At 40.1% G+C, this 15,977-nt stretch carries 13 protein-coding genes; 8 read left to right on the top strand and 5 right to left on the bottom strand.

Annotated elements, in window-relative coordinates:
• Positions 1–3: 3 nt before the first annotated feature.
• Together QYG89_RS03915 and QYG89_RS03920 are read right to left on the bottom strand one after the other, a co-directional pair.
• Positions 4–1,035: an acyltransferase family protein gene (locus QYG89_RS03915; RefSeq protein ID WP_404314778.1), complete on the bottom strand. Its 1,032-nt coding sequence runs from the start codon at positions 1,033–1,035 to the stop codon at positions 4–6.
• Between the two features lie 494 nt (positions 1,036–1,529).
• On the bottom strand, positions 1,530–3,047 hold the full coding sequence (locus QYG89_RS03920) for an ATP-binding protein (RefSeq protein ID WP_404314780.1): 1,518 nt from the start codon (positions 3,045–3,047) through the stop codon (positions 1,530–1,532).
• Between the two features lie 157 nt (positions 3,048–3,204).
• Between QYG89_RS03920 and QYG89_RS03925 the strand changes: the two genes are divergently transcribed.
• Entirely contained in the window at positions 3,205–4,782 is a 1,578-nt protein-coding gene (locus QYG89_RS03925; RefSeq protein WP_404314782.1) for a bifunctional metallophosphatase/5'-nucleotidase, read from the top strand.
• 56 nt (positions 4,783–4,838) lie between these two features.
• A complete protein-coding gene (locus QYG89_RS03930) occupies positions 4,839–6,542 on the top strand; it encodes a M3 family oligoendopeptidase (RefSeq protein WP_404314784.1) in 1,704 nt (567 codons plus the stop codon).
• Positions 6,543–6,869: 327 nt separating this feature from the next.
• Here QYG89_RS03930 and QYG89_RS03935 read toward each other — a convergent pair whose 3' ends face one another.
• On the bottom strand, positions 6,870–9,020 hold the full coding sequence (locus QYG89_RS03935; RefSeq protein WP_404314786.1) for an ATP-dependent Clp protease ATP-binding subunit: 2,151 nt from the start codon (positions 9,018–9,020) through the stop codon (positions 6,870–6,872).
• 315 nt (positions 9,021–9,335) lie between these two features.
• Here QYG89_RS03935 and QYG89_RS03940 point away from each other — a divergent pair, with 315 nt between their 5' ends.
• Positions 9,336–10,358: a YkvI family membrane protein gene (locus QYG89_RS03940; RefSeq protein ID WP_404314788.1), complete on the top strand. Its 1,023-nt coding sequence runs from the start codon at positions 9,336–9,338 to the stop codon at positions 10,356–10,358.
• Between the two features lie 52 nt (positions 10,359–10,410).
• Here the strand turns inward: QYG89_RS03940 and QYG89_RS03945 are convergent, their stop codons facing one another.
• A complete protein-coding gene (locus QYG89_RS03945) occupies positions 10,411–11,019 on the bottom strand; it encodes a CPBP family intramembrane glutamic endopeptidase (RefSeq protein ID WP_404314790.1) in 609 nt (202 codons plus the stop codon).
• 201 nt (positions 11,020–11,220) lie between these two features.
• The gene (locus tag QYG89_RS03950; protein ID WP_404314792.1) at positions 11,221–11,412 is read right to left on the bottom strand and encodes a YkvS family protein; all 192 of its coding nucleotides are present in this window, start codon (positions 11,410–11,412) and stop codon (positions 11,221–11,223) included.
• Positions 11,413–11,633: 221 nt separating this feature from the next.
• Here QYG89_RS03950 and QYG89_RS03955 point away from each other — a divergent pair, with 221 nt between their 5' ends.
• The 5 genes from QYG89_RS03955 to QYG89_RS03975 all read left to right on the top strand — a co-directional run bounded on the left by QYG89_RS03955 (position 11,634) and on the right by QYG89_RS03975 (position 15,912).
• Positions 11,634–11,828 (top strand): hypothetical protein, encoded by a 195-nt coding sequence (locus tag QYG89_RS03955; protein ID WP_404314794.1) that lies wholly within the window; start codon positions 11,634–11,636, stop codon positions 11,826–11,828.
• Between the two features lie 162 nt (positions 11,829–11,990).
• The gene (locus QYG89_RS03960; RefSeq protein ID WP_404314796.1) at positions 11,991–12,257 is read left to right on the top strand and encodes a phosphocarrier protein HPr; all 267 of its coding nucleotides are present in this window, start codon (positions 11,991–11,993) and stop codon (positions 12,255–12,257) included.
• Between the two features lie 332 nt (positions 12,258–12,589).
• Positions 12,590–13,375 (top strand): SDR family oxidoreductase, encoded by a 786-nt coding sequence (locus QYG89_RS03965; protein WP_404314798.1) that lies wholly within the window; start codon positions 12,590–12,592, stop codon positions 13,373–13,375.
• A 556-nt stretch (positions 13,376–13,931) separates the two neighbouring features.
• Positions 13,932–14,903 (top strand): magnesium/cobalt transporter CorA, encoded by a 972-nt coding sequence (gene corA / locus QYG89_RS03970; protein WP_404314800.1) that lies wholly within the window; start codon positions 13,932–13,934, stop codon positions 14,901–14,903.
• A 106-nt stretch (positions 14,904–15,009) separates the two neighbouring features.
• Entirely contained in the window at positions 15,010–15,912 is a 903-nt protein-coding gene (locus QYG89_RS03975) for a chemotaxis protein (protein WP_404314802.1), read from the top strand.
• Positions 15,913–15,977 lie beyond the last annotated feature (65 nt).

Here is a 15,977-nt window from a genome sequence, read left to right on the forward strand (position 1 = left end):
TCCTTATAGCTTTTCTGATATATTTTCTTGTTTGTATCTATGGGAAAACAAGTTTTTTAGCTTGGACCATTTTGTTTCTATAAATGGTTGTGCAATGGCTGTTACTACTGTTGAAGAAAGCAGCATCGTTAGAAACAAGGAAGCGATCAACAAGAGAATGATCGATTCTGTGGATTCTTTCACTTCACTTTCACGGAAAGTTTTAATCACAAAGCCGTGCAGTAAATAAACGTACAGTGTATTTCTTCCCCAATCCGTAAAAAAGAATTTTTTCTTTGGAACGAAAGAGAGGAAGGCGGCAATCATTATAAAGCTTACTACGTAAATCCCGACTCGGTACATCATTCCCTCTACATTTGAACTGTCTAATTCCGCAAAAGAAGAAGAGCCAAGCAGCCATCTTTGGTCAAAGTCTGAGAAAGTATAAGCACTATAAAAAACAACAGGTATGCTTAACAATAAAACCATTCGGACCGTTTTGTCGGCGAGGAAAGTAAAATGTTCTCTTTTTAAGTAATAACCGATTAAAAAGAATGGGAAAAAGATAAATGTACGAGCAAAGCTTAATACATCCAGCTGACCGTTGATACAGCCAATCATGATTCCAGCAGCAAAGGAAAGAACGATTAATATAGCTGGTTTCAATTTCAGCCATTTAACTGAGATCAGCAGCAGTAAGTTCCAGCAGAATAAGCTGAGCAAAAACCATAATGACCAATTCGGCACGAGTAAATTGAGATGAAATTCTTTATTTTCGTACAGGTAAAAATAAAAAAAGGAATAGATCATTTGAAAAATAAAAAAAGGCAGCAAAATCTTCTGAGTGATTTTTTTGGTATAGCCTTTTTTATGAAAACTTTTTGCGAAATAACCTGATACTAAAATAAATCCTGGCATATGGAACAAATAAATGGTTACATACAAGGCGAAAATGACAGAGTTATCACTGATATACGAGCGAAGAAAATGACCAAACACAACAAAAACAATCAAAATAAATTTGGCATTATCAAAATAAAAATCTCTTTTAGACATGAATAATCACCCGGTTAAATATAGTATGTGGCATCTGGCTGATGGATAAGTTCCAATACATCATAGCATTATACAGCAAATTCTTTTAAATCGCTATTATACAAAAAAAGGAATAGGGAGTATACTATTTAACTTTCTCGTATAACAGGATATGATCCTATGCAAACCGCTATGTAGTCAACGTTTGTTTGTATCAAATGAGGAACTGGCAGCCAAATATCCCAAAAATATATACCCTATTTAAAAAAGATATAAACATAAGCCTTTATTAAACTTACCTGTTGATTTCTGCTGCAGGCGCTCCGGGATTCACCTTGTCGCTCCCGCGGAGTCTCCCCTCGACACGCTTTTCATGCAGGAGTCTCACGCCTTCTACTCCAATCAATAAAGGGTAACAGAGCACCAGTCATTAACAAACTAAACATAAAAAAGAAGAAGCCGTCCTAAGTGCAGGGAAATAGACACTAACAGGAAGGCCTCTTATGAAAAAGCTTTTATTCAGCTGACTGGTGGGAATAGAGGGGAAGGGTGATATTGACGACCGTGCCAAACCCAAATTCGCTCTCTATTTCGATTGTACCGCCAAATGATTCAATAATTCGTTTACAAACGACTAGGCCAAGACCTGTTCCATCTTCTTTGGAAGTAAAGAATGGTTTGAAAATGAATTCCAAGTCCTCTTTTTTGATTCCGGGCCCATTGTCTGAAATGGCAATATGACAATGCTCTTCGCCCATTAAAATGATGACGTTTACTTGTCCCTCTTTGCGCATGGCTTCAAATGCATTCTTCGTCAAGTTTAGTAAAACCTGCTTCATCTGGTCCATATTTATATGAACCCATATTTCTTGTTCGGGAAGCGTTAATTCATATTGAATAGAGTATAAATTAGCTTCCGAGCGAATCAGTGGATTTAAGTCAAAGAGAATTTCACGAATATCGACTGTTTGCATCGTTTGGGCAGTTGGTTTGCCTAAAATCAAAAATTCACTCACAATCTGATTAATTCGATTAATTTCTTTATCGATGACGGTAAAGTATAGCTCATCTTCAGGATGGTCGTACTTTTCATTCAATAGCTGGACAAGCCCTTTGATTCCAGTTAATGGATTACGTATTTCGTGAGCTGTACCGGCGGCCAGTGTCCCGATTAATTCCAGTTTTTGTGCTTCCTGCTGCATTCTTTCAAACTTTGTCTGCCTTTTTAGCATGACATATTTCACGAGTAAAAAAAGAATATGCAGCAGCATAAAAATAGCAGCACCAAACATGGCAGTCAGAGGAAGCAGACTGTTTTGTTCGGAATCATTCGTGGAGATGACTAAATTCCACGGAAGTTGGGCAAGCGGATATTTGGCGGCTTGTTCGTCTTCATCAGCAGCCAATTTTTCATTGACAGAAAAAATGGGTATTTGCTTTGCATTTTCAATAGAAATAGAATACTCAGGTGTTAACATCCTCATGATATTTTTCATATAGTCGAGCCGAATGTGCGAAACGAGAATTGCCTCGACGTGCTCATCTTTCATCACCGGCGCAGCGATTGCAATCACAGGCTGGTTATTGGATAATGTCTCCACTTCATCAGAAACGGCCGTATCTTTTGTTAATAGTGCATCTTTAATATAAGGCTTGTTTCTAAGGTTGTATTGTTTCAATAAATCATTCGTTCCGCTGAGTAAGCTGCCTTCGAAATCCAGGATATAAATGCCTCCGTACCGAGGATCCTTCCCAGCCATTTTCTTTAATGTTACTTGGACCTTTTGTGCTGCAGCAGCTTTGTCCAAGCTTTGTAATTCTTCCTCAATAGTGACAGCTAGTATGTCCATACCTACTTTTGTTTCGTTAATAAATTGATCCATCTGGTTTCGATGAATAGTTGCAACCCATTCTAATTTTTCTCGCTGCTGCTCATTGGCACGGTCAGCTAGAAAGTGATAGCATCCGATAATGGCAAGGATGGCTGGAAGTATGACAATGAAAAAATATATCGATCGTTCATGTTTATCCATGTAGTTTCGTCCTTTGAAAAAAGTTCTTGCTATCCCATTATAGCAAACTATGAAAACATTCACCTCTTTACGATGTAAAAACTTTCAGTTCAAGCTCTCTTTTAAAATAGAGGAAAAACGTGTAAGTTGAAGAAAAGGAATAATAGGGAGGAAGAGGATGAAAAAAATTTATTTAAAGATACTGGAAACGAGTGATATGCATGGGGCTGTTCTTCCCATTCATTATGGTACAAACAATCCCGCTGCTCATGGCTTAGCACGGCTATCGACATTTATTAAAAAGACACGTCAGGAAAACAGCCATGTTTTGTTAGTTGATAATGGTGATTTTCTTCAGGGAACACCGTTAGCAAGTTTCTATTTCCGTTCGCTGCGCCAAGAAGTGCATCCGATGATTAAAGTGATGACACATCTTGGATACGATGCAGCTGTACTTGGTAATCATGAATTTAATTATGGACTGGATATTTTGAATAAAGCGGCACAAGATGCGCAATTTCCATTTTTAAGTGCGAATATTTTACATAGTGAGACAGAACAGCCTTACTTTGGCCGTCCTTACGTGATTAGGCAGTTTGATTCTGCTCTCAAAGTAGCTGTGCTTGGGCTAACGACTTGTTACATACCAAATTGGGAAAAACCGTCCCATATTCGCGGATTGACCTTCTGTGATGCTGTTGCTGCCGCGAAGAAATGGGTAAAACATATTAAAGAAGCCGAAAAACCCGATCTAATGGTTGTTTCTTATCATGGTGGATTTGAAGTGGACCTTAGCAGTGGAGAAAGAATTGAAACGAAAGAAAAAGGGGAAAATCAAGCATACCGAATTTGTACGGAAGTAGAAGGAATTGATGTATTATTAACAGGCCATCAGCATCGAATAGCGGCTGAAATGGTGAATGGTGTAGCCGTTGTTCAACCTGGATTTAGCGGGGCAGGAATCGGACAGGTGACGGCTGAGTTTCATGTGTCAGGAGAAAAAATAGAATTAAGCGATCTTTCCGTTGAAGTGATAGAAGCCAAGCATTTTGAAGCAGACGAAGAGGTTCTTGCATTAGTAGAAACGGAAGAGCAGCAAACACAGCAATGGCTCGATGAGGTCATTGGAAAAATCGATGGAGATATGTGCATTCAAGATTCTTTTCAAGCAAGGTTACAAGAACATCCGCTCATCGAATTGATTAATCGGGTACAAATGGAGGCAGCTGAGACAAACATTTCGTGCACAGCTCTTTTTCATAATGAATCGCGGGGTCTTCCGTCTGAAGTCACGATGCGGGATATTGTGTCCAACTACATTTATCCGAACTCATTAATGGTCATTGAAATCACAGGGGAAGAAATGAAACAAGCTTTAGAACGCTCAGCTTCTTATTTCACGCTGCTTCCGGATGGGAGCCCTGGAGTGAGCCCTAAGTTTTCCCATCCAAAACCGCAGCATTACAATTACGACATGTGGGAAGGGATTCAATATACAATAAATATCAATGAAGACGCGGGAAGTCGAATTGAGCAATTAACTTATCATGGACAGCCCGTGGAAGCACAGAAACGCTATCGGGTTGTGATGAATAACTATCGTGCAGGCGGAGGCGGCGATTACTGGATGTTTAAAGGTAAACAAGTGATAAAAGAAATACAAACAGACATGGCGGAATTGCTTGCAGATTATATAAAAAGGCATGGAACGATCAAGGCAGAGGCTGATCATAATTGGAAGGTGATTTATTCATAATTTGTATGCAGAGGAAAGAACGGCAGCAAGTGAACCATAAGAAAGGGGTGGCCTATATGAAGTTTAACGAGTATATGTATGAGCGGCCAGATATAGAAAGAATCGAGAAAGAAACTGCCCAATGGCTGAAGCATTTCAAAGAAGCAGAGAGTGTAGAAAAACAAGTAGAGGCACTGAACCAGCTGAATGATATTCGCAATCATGTTAGTACAATGGCCGATCTATGTTACATTAGGCATACGATTAACACGAATGATTCATTTTACAAGGGGGAGCAAGAGTATATAGATGAGGTTTCGCCGAAAATGGAAGGAATCGCATCCCGAATCAATGAAGCCTTGTTGTCTTCTTCTTTTCGAGAGGAACTGGAAAAACAATTTGGCAAGCAGCTGTTTCTTTTAGCAGAAGCTCAAGTGAAAACTTTTTCCGAAGAAGTTCTTCCGCTGCTAGAAAAGGAGAATAAGCTGTCTTCGCAGTATACTCAGCTCGTTGCCTCTGCGCAAATTGAGTTTCAAGGAGACGTGTTGACTCTAGCTCAGATTGAACCGTTTACTGAAGCAACCGATCGGTCTGTACGGAAACAAGCAACAGAAGCCCGCTTTTCTTTTTTTGCCGATCATGAAAAACAGTTTGATGCGATTTATGACGAATTGGTACAAGTACGGACGGAGATCGCCCGTAAACTTGGCTTTCAAAACTTTGTCGAGCTAGGCTATCTTCGTTTAAAGAGAGTAGATTATGATGCGAATATGGTGAAGGGGTACCGGGAGCAAATAAAGAAGTATATTGTTCCTCTTGCTAATAAGCTGAGAAAGATACAGGCAGAACGAATCGGTTTAAAAGAGTTAAAGTTTTACGATGAAGGATACCAGTTTACAACAGGTAATGCCAAGCCAAAAGGGCCGGCGGAGTGGATCATTGAGAACGGCCGGAAAATGTATAAGGAGCTTTCAGAGGAGACGGATGAATTTTTTACATTTATGCTCCGTCATGAATTAATGGATCTCGTCGCCAAAAAAGGAAAAGCGGGCGGAGGATATTGTACATATATTTCCGATTACCATTCGCCGTTTATTTTTTCTAATTTTAACGGAACATCCGGGGACATTGACGTATTGACTCATGAAGCGGGACATGCATTTCAAGTGTACTTAAGCCGACATTTCTCGGTTCCAGAATATTTATGGCCAACGTATGAAGCCTGCGAGATTCATTCGATGAGCATGGAGTTTTTTACATGGCCATGGATGGAGCTGTTTTTTGAAGAAGATACAAATAAATATAAGTATGCTCACTTAAGTGAGGCGATTTTATTTTTGCCTTACGGGGCGGCGGTGGATGAATTTCAACACCGAATATATGAGCAGCCTGATCTTTCGCCCGCTGAGAGAAAAGCGGTTTGGAAAGAAATCGAGCAGGCTTATTTGCCTCATCGGGACTATGACGGCATTCCATATTTGGAAGCAGGCGGCTTCTGGCAGCGTCAAGGCCACATCTACGAAGTGCCGTTTTATTATATTGATTATACGCTTGCGCAAGTGTGTGCGCTTCAATTTTGGAAGCGCATGAAGGAAGATAGGGAAGCGGCGTGGACAGATTATGTAAACATTTGCAAGGTGGGAGGAAGCTTGTCCTTTACTGAAATAGTTGAGCGGGCTGGTTTAACCTCCCCATTTACCGAACAATGTATAGAAAAAGTCATTGAACCGATCGAAAAGTGGCTGGATCAAGCGGGAGAACAGCTGTTGAACGATAAATAGAATGGTTTTTATTACTTTTATTTTGGCTAAGTTACTGATTATTGTTGATTGGAGCGCTTGCAGTCCGAAGGGGGTGTCCCAAAAGTATAACTTTGAGGGGCATCAGCTTTTTTGTACAGCTCTTTAAACTTGTCCGTTGATTTCCGTTCCAGGTGTTTCGCTTTCCACTACAATCAACTGAGTGGAAAATAGTAGTGTGAAGTAAGAAGAGTAACTTCTCTTATGTTCACTAAAATCATCCAATAATATCCAAGAAAGAGAATCTGAAGGAAAAGACTGACCTGAAAAGTCGTTTTTAACGACCTTTTGGGTCAGTCTCTGTTTTTATTAGGCCATTTCAATAAGAATCTCTTTGTCTTTCAAGACCGCTTGCAATTCTTTCGTATCTTGATGATCAAGGATGAAGTCAGCGATGCCGTCTTCTAGTTGTTCTTGAATAACGCGGCGAAGCGGACGGGCCCCAAAGTCAGGGTGATAGCCAAGTTCACTTAATTGCTCTTTTACTTCAGCCGCGATGTGAAGCACGATGTCTTGTTCTTTGAGTGTGTCATTCACATCAGCGAGCATTAACTCAACAATTTGTTGTAAGTCTTCTTTTTCGAGTGGTTTAAATTCAACGATATTATCAAAACGGTTTAAGAATTCTGGTTTGAAAAAGCTGCCGAGTGAATCGAGAATCGAGCTTTCTTTCACAGCGTTATTTTTCTCAAAGCCAACAGTGATAGGTTTGATGGCTGTTCCAGCGTTACTTGTCATAATAATCACAGTATCTTTAAAGCTCACTGTTCTGCCTTGGCTGTCTGTTAAGCGGCCGTCTTCGAGAATTTGCAGGAACATATGCTGAACATCTGGATGGGCTTTTTCAATTTCATCCAGTAAAATAATGCTGTATGGATGGCGGCGCACTTTTTCAGTCAGTTGTCCCGCTTCTTCATGGCCCACATAGCCTGGAGGAGAACCAATTAACTTAGACACGCTGTGTTTCTCCATAAATTCACTCATATCCAGCCGGATCATCGCTTCTTTAGAGCCGAATAATTCTTCTGCAAGCGATTTTGTCAGCTCTGTTTTACCGACTCCTGTTGGGCCGACAAATAAGAAAGATCCAATTGGGCGATTTTTGGATTTTAAGCCAGCGCGGCTGCGGCGGATCGCCTTCGCTACTTTTTTAACGGCTTCTTCTTGTCCAATGACTTTTTTCGCTAAATGAGCTTCTAAATACTTCATTGTCTGCTGCTCATCTTTCTGTAGTTTACCTACTGGGATTCCTGTTTTCTCCTCTATTAACTGATGGATGTGTTCTACCGTAACAATCGGGCGTTCCGATGCTTCTTCTGTACCCGCCAATTTTTCCTCTAATGCGGCTTCTTCGTCACGTAATTTTGCAGCTTTTTCATAGTCTTCTTTTTGTAAAGCTGCTTCTTTCTCCTTCGTGATTTGTGCAAGACGTTCGCTGATTGATTCTTTATCTTGTGTGTTGATCGTTAAATTCAATTTTGAGCCTGCTTCATCGAGTAAATCAATCGCTTTGTCGGGCAAGAAGCGGTCTTGAATGTAACGGTGAGACAATTTGGCACAAGCTTCGATTGCTTCTTGTGTAAATATCACTTCATGGAAAGCTTCATACCGCTTTTGCAGACCAGATAAAATTTGAATGGCAGCTTCTACTGTTGGTTCGCTTACTTGAATGGGCTGGAAGCGGCGCTCTAGAGCAGCGTCTTTTTCAATTTGACGATATTCTTTCAAAGTAGTCGCGCCGATCAATTGAAGTTCACCACGGGCAAGAGCTGGTTTTAGTATGTTGCCGGCATCCATAGAGCCTTCGGCAGAACCCGCACCGACGATTAAATGAATTTCATCGATAAATAATAAAACATTTTTGTGAGTTTGCAGTTCCGTAATTAACTGTTTCATTCTTTCTTCAAATTGGCCGCGAATACCCGTATTAGCTACGAGGGAAGCAACATCTAATACATATACTTCCTTGCCTTTTAATTTAGCAGGCACGTCACCTTCGACAATTTTTACTGCGAGTCCTTCAGCGACAGCTGTTTTTCCCGTTCCTGGTTCACCGATCAATACAGGATTATTTTTATTGCGGCGGTTTAACACTTCAATGACACGGCTAATTTCTTTTTCTCGGCCGATGACCGGATCAATGAGACCTGTCTTTGCCATATCTGTTAAGTTGCGTCCGAATTGATCCAGGAAGTTACTGCCCCGGTTTGTCTGCGCGTGAGGCGGTGCAGAAGCCGGCTGTCCGTTTATGTGTTGTCCGTAACTAGAAAAACCGAATCCTTTGATGAACTCATCAAAAGGGAATCCTCCAAATGATTGAAAGCTCATTGAACCATCTCCAATCTCTTGTTTATTTTTTTGATAACAGTCTGAACAGAGACGAAGTTGTTTAGTTTGTCCGTTCATGTTCATGCGGAATTGAATAGTTGCTTGATGCTGCAGGCAATTTTGACACAACATACGCTTCATTCCTTTCTATATTTATCTAGTCACTTGGATGATTTTGTGTAATTATTGACTTTGACTAACTTTGATCTTTGTGACTTTATTATACTTTGACCTTTTTTGACTTTCAAGTATTTTTTATTCTTTTTTTAAGGTTATGTGAATCATTATTGTTGATGCTGTTCCTTTATTAATTGGAGTGAAAGGTGTGAGACTTCTCTGCAAATCAACAGGAGAGTTTAACCAAGCTTTTTTAAAAAGCTCTTTTTTCTTCTTGAAAGCAAAAGACAAGCATAAGGTAAAATAATACGTTTAAAGCGGGGGATGGCTTTGAGATCATGGATTGGAGCCTGCCAAGTCGCAGCTGTTTACATAGGAACCATTATTGGAGCAGGTTTTGCGACCGGTAAAGAAATCGTACAATTCTTTTCTCAGTTTGGTTTTTACGGGGTATTTGGCATTATAGTCAGCGGCTGTTTGTTTATCTTTCTCGGAGCAAAAATTATGCTGAAGGCGGTAGATCTGCAGGCAAAATCTTTTCAAGAGTTTAATTCTTATCTTTTCGGAGCAAAGTTTGGTTTTGCGGCAACGGTCGTTCAATTTCTTATGCTCGTTGGAGTGACAGGAGTTATGCTATCTGGAACTGGAGCATTGTTCCAAGAGAGGTTCCATATTCCGGCTAATGTCGGCATCTTATTGACAATCATTATAGGGTTTTTAGTTATGAGAAAAGGTGTGTCGGGCTTGCTTGTCGTCAATGTGTTTGTCGTTCCGCTTATGGTCCTTTTTCATCTTTACGCGGGGGGAGAGGCTGCAAATAGTCCAGGCTTTATGCAGAATGTTTTAATTAGGGAAGAAATGGATCAAACGTGGAAAGTATGGACCTCTCCATTTAGTTATGCAGCATTTAATTTAGCATTAGCTCAGGCGGTTTTAGTGCCGCTTGCTTTTGAAATAAAAGATAAGCAGACGATCAAACAGGGAGCATTTCTTGGAGGAGCAGTATTAACATGTTTGATGTTGGCTAGTCATGTTAGCTTAGTTCAATTGCCTGGGTTTGCCCAATATGACATTCCGATGGCACAAGTAGTTGAGCAGCTTGTGCCGGCCTTTCACTTCGTCTACGCTTTCCTTATTTACGGGGAAATATTTACATCTGTCATTGGGAATGTTTACGGTTTAAAACAGCAGCTGCAAACTCATGTGTCATGGCCGCCATCCGTTTTGCTTTTCCTTATTTTTTCTGCTGGATTTTTGTTGAGTCAAGTCTCATATGGAACTTTGCTTAGCTTGTTATATCCGCTGTTTGGTTTCATTAGTCTAGTTTTTCTTGTGTTACTTTGGAAAAAATAAACCGGGCCAATCGGCCCGGTTTATTTTTTAGCGCAAGCGCCGCATGTGTTTCCTAGAATAAAGGAAACAACACAATTAATAATAAATCAAATACAAGATGAGAGATGATGAGCATCGGAATGCTGCGTTTCCATACATATAGAGTTCCCCAGAATAAACCAGCGATAAAGGCTGCAATCACCCAAATCCATTTATCCGAGTAAATAAAGATGGAAGCATATAGGGCGGAAGCCGCCAGTATAGCTGTTAAATCATTGAAATAACTAGCAAGCCGCTTTTGGACAAATCCGCGCCAGAATAACTCTTCGCCGGGAATAAAAACGAGTATTAATACAATATAGTGCCAAGAAAACTGAGGGGAATACCAACGATACATGCTTGCTGCCTGTTTATCCCATGAAAACGGGAGGTAGGGAAGAAGAAAATGCCCTGCTAAGAACACAGCATATAAAAGCAATCCGGATAAAATTCCGTATTTTAAATAGCTTTCTGTTTTTTGTTTATCATCTATTTTTTCGCTGGTAATGGCAAAACTGATGAAGAAAAGGTTTGCGGCCGTATATAAATACCAAAAAATGTCGCGATCTGAGAATGTCATATATAGCAGCACATGTGCAACAATTACACTAAAAATCAGTCGCCAATCTTTAAGAAGCGCCATTTACTAAACTCCTCTCTCTTTCACTACAGCACTTATTTTAACAAAAGCTTGTACAAAATAGAATGAAAATCCTTTGAAATAAAAAAAGAGTAAGTGCCTGTTTGGTACAGGGAGTGTTTCTTACAGTAAGGGAGATGCTCATTAAGCGGGGGATAAAATGATTTGTGACCCATTTCGGATGAAATGGGCCACAGCAAAAGATTATGCATTTACAGAAGAATGAATAATCGTATAGTTTTTATGATTTACGACGGTTTTTTCTTCTAAATCTAAATCCCTGAAATTCTCCATGATCGTTAAATCAACAATGACTGAATTTTCATTGACCTTTTCTACGATTCCTTGTAGTCCATTTCTGAATTCAATCACATTCCCCACTTCTGCTATTGTCATCTCTTTATCTCTCCTTTGAAGGTTAATGTAAAAGTCATAACTGTTGTTTCTTAGCGATTTTTATATTAAGCTTTTGAGAGCATAGCTCAGCATTGATCGTGTTAAAATACTCTTTCATTATAATAAGTTGTCAAATAGATTACTTTACAGTTTGCCTTATTTATGGAAAAGAGTAAAGTGTTTTGCCTAATAATATAAAAAATTCAGAAAGAAGTGGAACTATGACTTTCTCTGATGCAGAGGATTTAATGAATCAATTGCAAAACGGTGAAATCGATAAGTGCCATGTCAGTAAAGAACATTTTCTTATTTTTCGGCGTGCGCTCGTTAATAGAGAAGATTTTAAACATTTTAGAGGAGTAGCTCAGCGCGGAGGTTCCGTTTTATATTACTATATGGAAGAGGCGAGAAGCTGATGAATGAATTTCTTCATTGTTTCTCCCCTCATTCGTTGAGCTTTCAGTAAAAAGCATGCTATTCTTTCAATGAGATAAAGAGGGTGTCTCGCCTCACGTTTGTAAGCCAATCTTCATGGCAACTCTATTAATAACAAGCAATAATGAAGGAGTAGATGGATCATGATCGAAAAAAAATTTACGGTAACAGCAGAAACGGGTATTCATGCCCGCCCAGCTACATTATTAGTACAAACAGCCAGCCGCTTTTCCAGCGATATTCAATTGGAACATAATCAAAAAAAGGTAGATTTAAAATCAATTATGGGTGTTATGTCGTTAGGGATCGGCCGAAATGAAACGATTCAAATCAGCACAGAAGGAACAGATGAAGAAGAAGCATTGCAAACACTTAGTGAAATGTTAAAAAAAGAAGGATTAGCGGAATAGTCTTTAATTAAAAGGCTATGCGAAATTCCCATGTTGATGTCCGCTGGAAGCACTCGCTTTCCGCTCTAATCTACAATAATCATTAAAAAAGAAAAGCAGTAAAAGAAGTATGTAAATGGAGCAGAATGGGGAATAATAGATAATAGTACAAGTAAGGTTTACTCAAGCCTTTTCATCTTCATTTTCCCCACTTTTGATGGAGTTGTCTCTTATGGGACAGCTCCATTTTTTTGTTGTTTCACTGGAATGAGGAAAATGGTGGATCGATGTAAAAAGTGAAAGAAAATTCTAAATATCATATAATCATATATACACAGGAGGGGATTATAAAGATGAATGGAGATTTTCAAGGAAAGACCGCGTTAGTTCTTGCTTCCAGTCAGGGGCTTGGAAAGGCGATTGCTGCAAAATTTGCAGAAGGAGGAGCCAACGTGATGCTTGCCAGCAGGAGCGGCAGCAAACTTGAAGAGGTAAAGCAGCAACTTGATGGAAGCAATGAAGGGCGGATTGACTACACCGTTTGTGATATAACAAAGCCGGAAGAAATTAAGGCACTAGTCAGTAAAACGGTTGAGAAATTTGGAGCGCTTCATATTTTAGTTAACAATGCGGGAGGACCGCCTGCCGGAACATTTGAGGACATGACTGACGAAAGGTGGCAGCAAGCGTTTGAGTTGAATTTATTATCGTACATTCGGACGATTCGGGAAGCGCTGCCTTATTTAAAAAATCAAGGAGGGAAAATTATTAATATTGCTTCCTCCTCGATCAAAGAGCCTATTTCAGGCTTAATTTTGTCCAATACGTTTCGTACTGGGATTGTCGGTCTTTCTAAAACACTTGCTGAGGAGCTGGCACCATATAATATTTTAGTCAACACGGTGGCACCAGGAAGAATTGCGACAGATCGATTGAAATACCTTGATCAGATTAATGCTGAAAGGCAGGGGGTATCCATCGAACAATTGGACGAGCAGATTAAAAAGAAAATACCTCTGGGCCGTTACGGGGAGCCGGAAGAATTTGCGAATGTCGTCGCCTTCCTGGCATCTGATGCTAATACATATATGACGGGAAGCAGTTTCTTAGTGGATGGCGGAATGATTCGCTCTATTTAAAAGGCGGTGTTAATGACCATTGTTGATAGTGCCGCTTTGTTGATTGGAGTGGAAAACGCGGGACTCTTTCCGGTAAAGTGTGTTTACGGGAGACCCCGCAGGCGCGACAGCGGCGAGGAGGCTCCCGGACTGCCTGCAGCGGAAATCAACAGGGTGAGTTTAACGAAGCTAAAAATAAAAAAAGTTTGTTGTTATGGTTTAATAAGCCGGGAGAGTGGGAATGATATAGTTAAGCATGATTAAGTGGAGATTCTCACTCACAACCCCCTTTTCTTTAGACCTGCCGGATGGCAGGTCTTTTTTTTGAGAGGCTAAGTTCCTGACTAGTGTTGGTTTTGCTCTTTTGTTGAGTGGAGCGATAGTGATGGACCGCCCCAGCGAAAATCAACAGGGGAGTTTGACAAATCCTTTTGAGAAGACATAAAAAGAAGAAGCATTCGGATACGCCTGTTTTTATGCTGAATCCAAGTGCTTTTTTATGTTCACTATGTTAAATTATTGTAGCATTGAAGGAATAAACAAACAGCGTTGAAAATGAAAAGCAGCGGGGAGACAGATGATTAAAATTTGTATGTTAAAAACGAATGGTGAGTTAGTGCTTGACGGTCAGCTGGAAGAAGTGAAGGCAAACGATACGGTATGGTACTGGGTTGATTTCTTTGATCCAGATAAGAAAGAAGCCAAGTTGTTAAGAGAGTTTTTTCATTTTCATCCTTTAGCGGTAGAGGACTGTCTAGATAATCAAAGCGGCCGGCCTAAGCTCGACTTTTATGAAAGCTACACTTTTTTTCTTGTTCATGCCCTTGACCATCAAACATTTGACGGAAAAGAAGCGGGGGTGTTTATGAACAGTGAAATGATAGTGACCGTTCACCAGCAGCCTATAAAGGAAATCAATGACACGTGGGAAAGTTTAAGAATGGAAAATGAAAGAACTAGGCAAGGAACAGCTGCTATTTTACATAGGTTGATTGATCGGTTTGTCGATGAGTATTTTCCGCCCGTTTACCATATTGAAGATTCGTTAAATAGCATAGATGAGGAGTTGGACAGGAATCCGAGAAACGATTTAATTGACCGCTTATTTGATATTCGTCATGATATGTCGAAGCTGAGACGAACAATTATTCCGATGAGAGACCTTCTGTATAGGCTGCTGAATTCAACTCGGCTTGATTATATGAAGGATCGGCATATTTATTTTGGAGATATACACGATCACCTGATGAAATTAGTAGAAATGCTCGAATCATATCGTGAGTTTTCTTCTGATGTAAGGGATAGCTACTTATCCGTCAATTCAGATAAGATGAACAATATTATGATGACTTTGACGATTATTACAACCATTTTTATGCCTTTAACGTTTATCGCAGGAGTATATGGAATGAATTTTGAGCACATGCCGGAACTTTCCGTACCTTATGGCTATTTCATCGTTCTTACTGTAATGGCTGTGATCGCACTGGCCATGTTTTTTATGTTCGTGAAAATGGGCTGGCTGCAGCTTCGTAAAAAGAAGAAGTAACTGTTTCATAAGCAGCCGCCGTTCGGTGTGCCGGCCTAAATATTTTCTAAAAACAACCGACATTATTAGTGAGAGGGTAAATCAAAAGCATAAGGGGATAGTAACGATGAGCAATGAAAACGGAATTTTGCTGGAAAGTGGAACGAATGAACTGGAAATTGTTGAGTTTGAGGTTTGTCATAATAAGTATGGAATTAATGTGATTAAAGTAAAAGAAATTATTCAGCCGGTGCCAGTCACTTTTATTCCCCATGCTCATGAACACATTGAAGGGATCGTACAGCTGAGAGGAGAAGTACTGCCTGTTGTGAATATGGCTAAAGTACTTGGATTGCCGGGGGAAGGCATAGGAGAGACAGACAAGTATATTGTGACAGAATTTAACAAACAGAAAGTTGTATTCCACGTTCAAAACGTGACGAGGATTCATCGAATTTCCTGGAAAGACATTGAAAAGCCTTCTGATATGTATCAAGGAGGCAGCAGTCAAGTGATCGGTGTGATTAAAATGAACGGTGAAATGATTTTGCTGCTTGACTTCGAGAAAATCATGGTAGATATTAATCCGCAATCAGGTATCCATGTAGGGCAGGTTAAGCAGCTCGGTAAAAGAGAACGGTCTTCTAAGCGATTGATCGTTGCAGAAGATTCTCCGCTGTTACGAAAATTAATTAGCGATACGTTAGCTGAAGCGGGCTATGATGTTGTTGAGTTTTTTGAAAATGGAAAGCTGGCCTTGGATTATTTGGAAAATCAAGCGGCTGAGGTCGCCGCTGGGAGCGGAGCACAGCTATTGATTACGGATATTGAAATGCCGCAGATGGACGGACATCATCTAACGAAACGGATCAAAGAACATCCAGAGCTGAATCAACTGCCCGTCATTATCTTTTCTTCACTCATTACCGAGGATTTGCGCCATAAGGGAGAGGGAGTAGGGGCAGACGCTCAGGTGAGCAAGCCAGAAATTGCTGAACTGATCAAGAAAATTGATCAGCTTGTGCTCTAGTCTTCCGATATAAAAACCACCGGTTCACTTCATTGCCGGTGGTTTTTTATGATAGGTAAAGCCTA

The organism is Bacillus lumedeiriae (genome assembly GCF_044891285.1).
In the GTDB taxonomy this organism is placed as follows: Bacteria; Bacillota; Bacilli; order Bacillales; family Domibacillaceae; genus Pseudobacillus; species Pseudobacillus lumedeiriae.

Coding starts and splice junctions, on each gene's coding strand:
- QYG89_RS03915 (WP_404314778.1), bottom strand. CDS start 1,035: ATGTCTAAAAGAGATTTTTATTTTGATAATGCCAAATTTATTTTGATT.
- QYG89_RS03920 (WP_404314780.1), bottom strand. CDS start 3,047: ATGGATAAACATGAACGATCGATATATTTTTTCATTGTCATACTTCCA.
- QYG89_RS03925 (WP_404314782.1), top strand. CDS start 3,205: ATGAAAAAAATTTATTTAAAGATACTGGAAACGAGTGATATGCATGGG.
- QYG89_RS03930 (WP_404314784.1), top strand. CDS start 4,839: ATGAAGTTTAACGAGTATATGTATGAGCGGCCAGATATAGAAAGAATC.
- QYG89_RS03935 (WP_404314786.1), bottom strand. CDS start 9,020: ATGTTGTGTCAAAATTGCCTGCAGCATCAAGCAACTATTCAATTCCGC.
- QYG89_RS03945 (WP_404314790.1), bottom strand. CDS start 11,019: ATGGCGCTTCTTAAAGATTGGCGACTGATTTTTAGTGTAATTGTTGCA.
- QYG89_RS03950 (WP_404314792.1), bottom strand. CDS start 11,412: ATGACAATAGCAGAAGTGGGGAATGTGATTGAATTCAGAAATGGACTA.
- QYG89_RS03955 (WP_404314794.1), top strand. CDS start 11,634: ATGACTTTCTCTGATGCAGAGGATTTAATGAATCAATTGCAAAACGGT.
- QYG89_RS03960 (WP_404314796.1), top strand. CDS start 11,991: ATGATCGAAAAAAAATTTACGGTAACAGCAGAAACGGGTATTCATGCC.
- QYG89_RS03965 (WP_404314798.1), top strand. CDS start 12,590: ATGAATGGAGATTTTCAAGGAAAGACCGCGTTAGTTCTTGCTTCCAGT.
- corA (WP_404314800.1), top strand. CDS start 13,932: ATGATTAAAATTTGTATGTTAAAAACGAATGGTGAGTTAGTGCTTGAC.
- QYG89_RS03975 (WP_404314802.1), top strand. CDS start 15,010: ATGAGCAATGAAAACGGAATTTTGCTGGAAAGTGGAACGAATGAACTG.